The 8,516-nt window shown below is 43.8% G+C and carries 5 protein-coding genes and 1 pseudogene; 1 reads left to right on the top strand and 5 read right to left on the bottom strand.

Going from position 1 to position 8,516, the window contains the following annotated elements; translation table 11 throughout:
- The 5 genes from GMD6S_RS07435 to GMD6S_RS07415 all read right to left on the bottom strand — a co-directional run.
- Nucleotides 1-1,637 (bottom strand): beta-N-acetylhexosaminidase (locus GMD6S_RS07435; protein WP_000234380.1); only part of this gene is annotated, 1,637 nt, incomplete at its 3' end.
- The gene (locus GMD6S_RS07430; protein ID WP_000150731.1) at nucleotides 1,631-2,500 is read right to left on the bottom strand and encodes an ROK family protein; all 870 of its coding nucleotides are present in this window, start codon (nucleotides 2,498-2,500) and stop codon (nucleotides 1,631-1,633) included. The genes GMD6S_RS07430 and GMD6S_RS07435, both read right to left, overlap by 7 nt.
- A 98-nt stretch (nucleotides 2,501-2,598) precedes the next feature.
- The gene (locus GMD6S_RS07425; protein ID WP_000432740.1) at nucleotides 2,599-5,244 is read right to left on the bottom strand and encodes an alpha-mannosidase; all 2,646 of its coding nucleotides are present in this window, start codon (nucleotides 5,242-5,244) and stop codon (nucleotides 2,599-2,601) included.
- Between the two features lie 284 nt (nucleotides 5,245-5,528).
- Nucleotides 5,529-6,809 (bottom strand): glycoside hydrolase family 125 protein, encoded by a 1,281-nt coding sequence (locus tag GMD6S_RS07420; RefSeq protein ID WP_000263081.1) that lies wholly within the window; start codon nucleotides 6,807-6,809, stop codon nucleotides 5,529-5,531.
- A 129-nt stretch (nucleotides 6,810-6,938) separates the two neighbouring features.
- Nucleotides 6,939-8,297, bottom strand: a complete 1,359-nt coding sequence (locus tag GMD6S_RS07415; protein ID WP_001285366.1) for a hypothetical protein — start codon at nucleotides 8,295-8,297, stop codon at nucleotides 6,939-6,941.
- A gap of 158 nt (nucleotides 8,298-8,455) precedes the next feature.
- Here GMD6S_RS07415 and GMD6S_RS13140 point away from each other — a divergent pair.
- Nucleotides 8,456-8,516 (top strand): annotated as a pseudogene (locus tag GMD6S_RS13140) (cell wall anchor protein); the annotation flags it as partial.

The following is an 8,516-nucleotide window of genomic DNA, read 5'->3' as shown; positions in this document are numbered from 1 at the left end:
CATTGGTGGCTAAAGAGGGCATGGAAGTTTTCAATCTCGCTTCTAAGTTTTGGTAATTCTTGCATGGCGATTTGCTGTAAGCTGACTTTGTCACCGGATTTATAAGCTTCACGGATGCGTCGTCCCACATCCACTTTGCTACTTAAAATCTGGTTCAACTGGGCCTGAGTTTCAAATAGGTAGGCATAGTTCCCAGCTTTTTCTTTGATAACAGCAAGCGTTTCAGCGGCCTGAGCGAAGTGCGGTTTGTCCTGTTCAGGTGTCATGTGTCTGTCAAGAATCGGACAGAGAACATCCTGATAAAAGACATAGCGGTTGGGATTGATACCACTGAGATTGCCTGGCAAGTCTGGCAAGAGATTGGCAAGGTCAATCTGCATAAAGTCCTCAACTGACAGACCTGTATTGGTCTTGAAGTGAGCAGACAAACGATCTAGGTCATTGCGGTAGCTGAGTTCTGCCCAGATTTGCAGACTTGGTAGAATAGAAAACTGGGCAGTTTCCCCACCATTGTCCCCCCAACCCGTTACAATGACTTCTTTGATGTCGTTAGCACGACAGGCTTTGTTGGCTTCAAGAGCAATAAGACGGCTGAAATGGTTGTTGGGTGTGAAACCGATCCACTTCCAAGCACCACCTGCAAAGGCAATATCTTGGCTAATCTTGTGATGGTTGCGGAAATTGCGGTTGTATTTTTCCTCGCTATCCTGATAATAGTCCCAGTAAACCAAGGTTACACGGTCTTTGAGACGATCTAGGTAGACACGAGTTTCCTCTGGAATCTCCACGTCACGATCGTACTGGCCATCCGCTGACATGAGTTTAAAGAACATATCACTCCACATCTGGCAGTGGAAACCATACTTGTCTGCAATATCCAGCACGCGCTCCAAGTGTTGGCACATGAGGAGACTACGGTCCACAACACCGTTCAAAATGAGGTAGCGCCCCAAACCAACCAAATGGGCTTCGTCCATCCCGATATTGACCTTGCGTGTCTGCAGTTTAGATAGAGTGGCAAACATCCCATCAACCAGGTCATACACCTTTTCTTCGCCGATAAGGAGAATGTCCTCCACATCACGAAGTTCCTGCACTTCTTTGACACCCCATTTGACGAAGGCTGACAAGTGGGCCAAGGTCTGGATGCAAGGCACAAAGGTCATATCAAACTGCTGGACATAGGCTTCGATTTCCTGCAACTCCTCTGCTGAATAGGCGCCACGGAAGTAACCAAAGTAAGGTTGCCCCTCAATCTGATAGGTGTCTTCCATGTAAAGTTCAAAGGTTGAGTAACCCATGAGAGCCAAGACCTCAATCATCTGCTTGGCAGAAGCCACATTCAGCACCGCATTTCGAGAACAGTCTGCCATGTAGGCCAAATCTTCATAAGCTGCCTGCTCCTCAATCGCTACTTTATCACCTTCTACTAGAGCTGTTGCCAATAAGGACAAGGCGCGGTAAAGTTGGTGAGGTTTGCGATAAGTTAGTTGATAATGTCCACCTTCACCCTTGATAGAGATAGAGGCTTGGTCAGACTGAGCGACTACTACCTCTACATCTGCTAGCGAAATATGCTTTTTAAGCAACTCTAATGCTTGCTCTTGTTTGGGACTAAGTCCTGTAAAAATTACCATTGATTTTCCTCCTGTAGCCAGTTGACAAGGGCACCATAGAGATTGGCATCTGCATGATAGGTGCAAGCTTGGATAACTGGTGCGACCGTGTATTCTTCGTAGGTTTTGACAAATGCATCGACAGCTTTTTTGACGCCTTGGATAAAATCTGGATTCTGGCTAATAGATCCTCCCAGACTAATGACATCTGGGTCGATGAGGTACTGGATATTGAGCAGTCCTTGCGCCAGATTACGGTTCATACGTTCAATGGCTTCTTGGCAAAGGGCATTGCCTGCTGCAGCTTCTTGGTAAATCTTGCGACCATCCCAGTCAGTCTGACCAGATTTTTCAATCACGTAGCGAACCATGTTTCCTGTAGAGGCTAGTAGCGACCAGTTGTTGAGTTTTTCAGCTGGTTCAATGGTTGTCATATAGCCAAACTCACCACCTAAGCCGTGGCGACCACGGTGAAGTTTGCCATTGATTATCATAGCTCCGCCAATTCCTGTCCCAATCACGACACAGGCTGCATTTTCAATCTCTGGGTGAGCCAGCAGTTCACTAAGTCCAACACAGTTGGCATCATTTTCTAGATGGACAGGTAGCTGATGATGAGCAAGCGTCTCATACCAAGAAAAGCCATGAATGTAAGGTACGGCACTGATTCCCTCAATCACACCTGTTTCTTGATTGACCGCGCCTGGAACGCTCATGGCAATGCCCTTATAATCTTGTTCTGCCAAGCGTTGGTCTAGCCAATCTAGTAAATCCTCCAAACTTTCTGGCGTCGGAGTACTTGTCTTATCTAGTATCTTTCCATCAGGAGTCAGACTGGCAAACTTAATCCCAGTCCCTCCGATATCAATGGTTGCAATGGTCATTGTTCTTCCCATAAAAAGGGGCGAATCAGTAGTTAGTCCTTACTCTTTCGCCCCTCCTTTCTATCTCATAGTATTAGTTATCAAACACTTTAAAACTATTAAATGTCTTCTTTTTTGATCAATTCTGTGCGAATTTCTTGTGGTGCTAAGAGTCCTGAATGAACGGGATATGGCCGCTCAAGCAAGTCCAAAATGGTTTGTTGGTGTTCTGATATACGCACATTTTCTTGACTCATATTGTAGTAACGAAGTACATATCCTTCTTCATTTTCAGCTACCTTAAAGGCTGTCGGGCAGACTTGTGGCAAGCTGAGCGCCGCATGGCACAAGAGGCTGCCAGTCGCAGCAACACTTCCTTCTTGTTTAGCAACTTGAAGACTAGTGAATGGTGTTTGGAAGGCTTTAGCACGACGGAAGGCTGAGAAGCGTTCCCCTGCTTGGTGGCATTCGAGAGCAAACTCGACTTCAAACTCACGCAAGCACTGAGCCTCTGGTGTCGGGAAGTAACCCCAGTCACCTAACTCACCTGAGGCACGAAGAATGGTCACAGCAATGGTATCGTCTCCAAGGATTTCATACTCGTGCAGTCCTTTATTAGCCACTGTCACCCCTTTTTCATCGTCATAAAGGCTGACGAAGGCTTGCTGGTGTTGTGGATTTTCAGGATTTTCCCAAGAAGCAGCTGGTTTGTTTGGTCGTGTTACTACCTCATAGATGCTTTCAGAGTCATTGCTTGGACGCGTGTTATGAGTCTTAACCAAGAGACGGATACGGTGGTCCTTGGCAGTATTGGTAAAGCGAGTCTTGAAGCGGATTTGTGGATTGTCAACAAAGACGGTCATCTCTGTTTCCAGAGGAAGGGTTGTCAATTCTTCTGAGCGCCCTGCTTCACGCGTCATAAACTCGATGATGCCTCTTTGTTCCGCATCCAGTTTTTCGTCTGCACTTACTGGAATTGTCAATTCATGCTTGAGCAAGATTTTAGCAAAACGTGCTGTATTTTCCAGGACTTCATAGCCTTTCAGCTCTGCGTAGATAGGCTCTGTTCCTTTTGGTTGGAAATAGATGTACTCATTTCCGATGTCACCACGGTCTTCAAAGCGAATAATATCTTCATACGCTTCATGAGTTGTCTTGTCGTAGACCGTGATGTTTTCATCCACACTGACCGTTACAAATGGCATATCAATTACTCCATTTTGGTAAATACCATCACGGTGTTCTTGTTTTCCTTCGAGCAATTGGAAGGTTGTCCAAGAAAGTGGTGCCAGATGAACAGGTACTGTCACGCGCACTTGACGAGCAATGCGAGCCTGACGGAACTTGTCTTTTGGCAAATCATACTCAAAGTTAGCTCCCAGATCTTCGATTTTCGCTTCTACAGCATGCCCTTCCAAGTCTTCGACACGGTAGCTTGGCAAGGTCAAGGCTGCCATCTTCTTATAGCCTTCTGTTGGGTGCAATTCCTTGAAATCACAAGTCGCCACATCAATCACGGTGCTGACCGTATCAACCTTGTCATGCAAACCTGTGTTAATGACAGTAAAGAGATGGTCGCTTTGCGCTTCGTGAGTTGCAATTTTGCCCTTCCACTCGTTGAGAAGATTGGTCTTAACAAAGTTTCCAACTTGGTTGACCTTGGCAAAACGCGTTTCCATCTCACGGTGAACTTCGTCCACACTACAGCCACAGATGCTATCATGTGGCGCATTTTGTAGAAGGACTTTCCAAGCATAGGTCAACTGCTCCTTATGGTTGTGCCCACCAGTGATGACAGTCAATGGCTCCACTACTTGTTCTAGCAAGTTGCTATTTTCTTGGAAGGCTTGTTTGAGGTAAATCCGTGATGAAGAAGTGTTGGCAAGTGTGTACCAGCCATCTGTTTCCTGACTTGTCAACTCACCTGTAACCGTTGATAACTGCTCTGGTAGAGCACTTTCTACTGCATGGACATAGTCATCAAAGGAACTATGCACAAAGGTCACATCTGGGAAGAGTTCATTTGCCACACGAATGGCTTCACTCAGATTTCGCTGTACAGGCTGGTGGTCACATCCGTTCATCATCAACCATTGGTTGGTCGAAGCATAGTCACGTACGTCTGACAATTTTTGTTTCCAGAAGGCCAGGGCCTCATCCTTATCAACTGGGATTTCATTCCCATTACTATACCAGTTGGCAAAGAGGATACCGAGGACACGACTTCCGTCTGCACCCTGCCAGTACATTTCTGAAAACTGGGATGTGAACTGCTCATCTTCGAGAACTTGGTTGTCAAATCCAATCGGCTTCACACCACGACCAAAGGCTGCCACGTGAATGCCTGATTTTTGAAGGATTTGGGGAGCTTGTCCCATATTTCCAAAGGTATCTGGGAAGTAACCAATCTGGGTTGATTTGCCCCATTTTGCACATTCTGCTTGACCAATCAAGGTATTGCGGACATTGGCTTCACTTGAAATCAAGTAGTCATCCTGCAAGATGTAAAAAGGACCAATTTTGAGTTTGCCTTGGTCGATGTAACGTTGGACTTTGTCGCGATTTTCAGGGCGAATTTCCAAGTAGTCATCAAGGACAATAGTTTGTCCATCCAAGTGGAAACTCTTGAACTCAGGGTCATTTTCAAAAAGGTCAAAAAGATTATCAAATAATTCCACCAACTGCATACGGTGGCTTTCAAAAGGTAAGTACCACTCACGGTCCCAGTGACTATGTGAGATAATATGTACAACAACATTTTCCATGAAGTAAAACCTCATTCTAACTTAAATTTTAACGTTTTAAATGTAAAGGTGTGATTCTGACACGAATCGGTGAAACTAAAGCGCGCTCCTTATACTCAATAAAAATCAAAGAGCAAACTAGGAAGCTAGCCACAGTCTGCTCAAAGCACTGCTTTGAGGTTGTGGATAAACTGACGAAGTCAGCTCAAAACACTGTTTTGAGGTTGCAGATAGAACTGACGAAGTCAGTAACATCTATACGGCAAGGCGAAGCTGATGTGGTTTGAAGAGATTTTCGAAGAGTATTAGCGAATATCTAGATAATCCAAAACCAATTCACAAAACATCATGTTGGCCCAAGAGAACCATTCACGTGAGTAAAGCGTTGGGTCATCCACGTGGAAGCTTTCATGCATGACACCTGTACCACCGTCGCAGGCAACGAGCTGATCCAGCAAGAATTTCTTCTCTGCCTTATCTCTTGTTGTCAAACCTTGGATAGAAAGGGCAATCGGCCAGATATAGCGATAGAAGGTATGAGAACTTCCGAGACCGCTAGCGTATTCTCCTTGGTAAAAATATGGATTTTCAGGGCTCAGAATGGTACGGCGTGTGGCTTGGTAAACCTCATCGTCAATCGCACAGTAACCAAGATATGGAGCAGCCAGTAGACTTGGTACGTTTGGATCATCCATGATGCTAGCATTTCCTAGACCATCCACTTCAAAGGCGTAAATCCTTTCTCCCTTGCTGTTGGTTGTATAGGCATAGTTTTCGATGCCTTCTTGAATCTCTGCTTGGAGACGCTTAGCGTCTGCCACGATGTTTTGGCTATCAGCTAGGTCTAGTTCTGCAAAGATTTCTTGCACATACCCCAATACGACTACGGCAAACATATTGGACGGAATCAAATAGCTATACTGACAGCAGTCATCACTCGGACGAAAAGCTGACCAGGTCATACCTGTCACTACAAAATCAGGTCCAAAGCCATCATTTACTAAGGTGTCTTCCTTGCGGTCCGTATCCCTAACAAAACGATAAGGAGAGTTCTTGTGGTCTTGTTCCACTGTCCAGAGATGAAGAATTTCCTTGGTCGCTGTGACAAAAGTCTCATCAAACTGACTGGTCTCGCCAGTCTCTTTCCAAAGGAGATAAGCCAGCTGCAAAGGATAGCAAAGCGAATCCACCTCGTACTTGCGTTCCCAAATCCAGCCATTAAGCTCTGTGTGATCAGTCTCATGGTGCCCCTTCCAGTTTTCCTCAATATTGAAGGAATTGGCATAAGGATCCTTGAGCACCAAAGTCATCTGACGCTTGACCAAACCTGCAATGGTCTGACGCAAGAGAGGATCTCTTTTAGCCACGTGCAGGTAGGGTCTGAGTTGGGCTGTCGAATCCCGAAGCCACATAGCAGGAATATCCCCTGTCAAGACAAAAGTTGAGCCATCTTCTAGAATCTCGACCGTATTGTCCAAGGTGTCTGTATAGCAACGCTCAAAGACATCCACCCACTCGGGATGGTCCTTAGCCCGCTCCGCTACTTGGTCTAGCCATTCTCTAACAATTTCTTTCGAATAAACCATAGTATTTTTTCCTCTTTCAAACAAGTTTCATGTTCAGTATAAAAAAAAACGCCTCCAAAAGATATACACAAACTAAAGGCGTTTTGAAACAAACTTATGAAAAAAAAGTTGGGGCTCTCCCCAACTTTTCTATTCACTTTTCTTTTCTTCGTAAACCTTATAACCTTCAGTAGCCAGTTCAGCTTTTAGACCTTCTAAATCTTTTGATCCCCAACTTGATACTTTAGAAGCAGCATCAAGATCAAGATTATTGTCCTTCAAAAGGTAAGCTTGATAACCATAGTATTTGTAACGAACTTCTTTTGAATTGCCACTTGACCAAGTTACTTTATAAACTGTTATCAACGAAACTTTCCCATTTGATTTTTTATTCTCTTCTGGGATGACTTTCAAATAACTGCCTTGTGACTCTAAAGTGTAGGTGCTAAAGGAACTATTTTGATTTTCAGACTTGCTGTAGTCATCATTCTTTTTCAGAAGATCCGCAAAGTTCTTCACATCTTTTAAGTCTTTCAACCCTTCAACAGTCACCTCGACCTTATTGTTGTCAACAACTTTTCCTTTTGATTTTAACTCATTGATATAGGTCGCACTAACAGTAAGAGTAACTGTATCTCCGTTCTTCAAGTTTGTCGGACGTTTGTTATCTTCAAAGTTGAAATAGGCGTCTTTATTAGGATTTTCTGTAATAGACGCTATGCCATACCCATTAAATCCAGTAAATGTCACAGGAGTTTCTTTGAGCAAATCAGCCGTTGATACCTTCTCATATTCTTTCAAGTTTTCAACTTTGAAAGTTTTCTTTTCAGCTTTAAATGGTGAGTTCTTTGAGCTTGTAGTTACGGTGAATGTAACTTCGTCCCCATTTTTGAGACCATTTGTTTTGTCAAATTCATAATGGACACTACTAATCATCGCTTCTGCTTGCATCAATTTAGACGCCAACTTGCCATCTCTTGACACTTCTGCGTAAATAATAGGGTCTTTTTTAGCCAAACCCGCTGCCTGATCCTTATTAAAGCCTACTTTTTGGTATGCTATTTCTGCTACTTTCTCAGCAATATCTTGACTATTATAAGTTACCGTTCCAGATTCTTCATAACCTGAAAACTCAACTTTGACGTCGCCAATTAAGCTTTTTGGTTGTGACTGGATAACATTGTATCCCACAAATGCCACAATAATAACGGCTACTGCCACAAGAGCTGCAATGATTTCTTTGCGTTTCGTTGCAAACAATCCTTTGGTTTTTTCAACGACTTGTTGAGCCGAAGCCTCAGCTGAAGCTTTTGCATCTTCTTTCTGTTCTGGCTTAGAATCTTTCTCTTCCACCACTTCTTCAGATTGGTCATCTTTTGCTTGCTCAGAAGCCGTTTCTTCCACAGTTTCTGGTTCTTGAGTAGCAACTGACTCCACATCCTCTACAGGCGTGTTTTCAACCTTCTCTACAGATTCTTCGTTATTCACATTATTTACCGAATCACTCATAAAAAAATCCCCTTTTCTTTTTTATTGTCTCCATTCTAACAAAAGAATGAATATTTGTAAATTATTAACCGAAATTTATAGGGGCATTTACTTTTTAAAATTCGGTTATTGGCAATTTCATGTTATACTAAACAAAAACCTCTACAGGAAGCTTTTTTATGAAACCACTACTTGAAACCATCGATACCCGCTTTGGGACTGCTAGCAAGCATGCCTTTT

This window comes from Streptococcus sp. GMD6S, from assembly GCF_000297015.1.
This window is presented reverse-complemented; position numbering and strand designations above follow the sequence as displayed.

What these genes read in the sequence shown, in the direction of transcription:
- GMD6S_RS07430 (WP_000150731.1), bottom strand. Translation starts at nt 2,500, where the DNA reads ATGACCATTGCAACCATTGATATCGGAGGGACTGGGATTAAGTTTGCC.
- GMD6S_RS07425 (WP_000432740.1), bottom strand. Translation starts at nt 5,244, where the DNA reads ATGGAAAATGTTGTTGTACATATTATCTCACATAGTCACTGGGACCGT.
- GMD6S_RS07420 (WP_000263081.1), bottom strand. Translation starts at nt 6,809, where the DNA reads ATGGTTTATTCGAAAGAAATTGTTAGAGAATGGCTAGACCAAGTAGCG.
- GMD6S_RS07415 (WP_001285366.1), bottom strand. Translation starts at nt 8,297, where the DNA reads ATGAGTGATTCGGTAAATAATGTGAATAACGAAGAATCTGTAGAGAAG.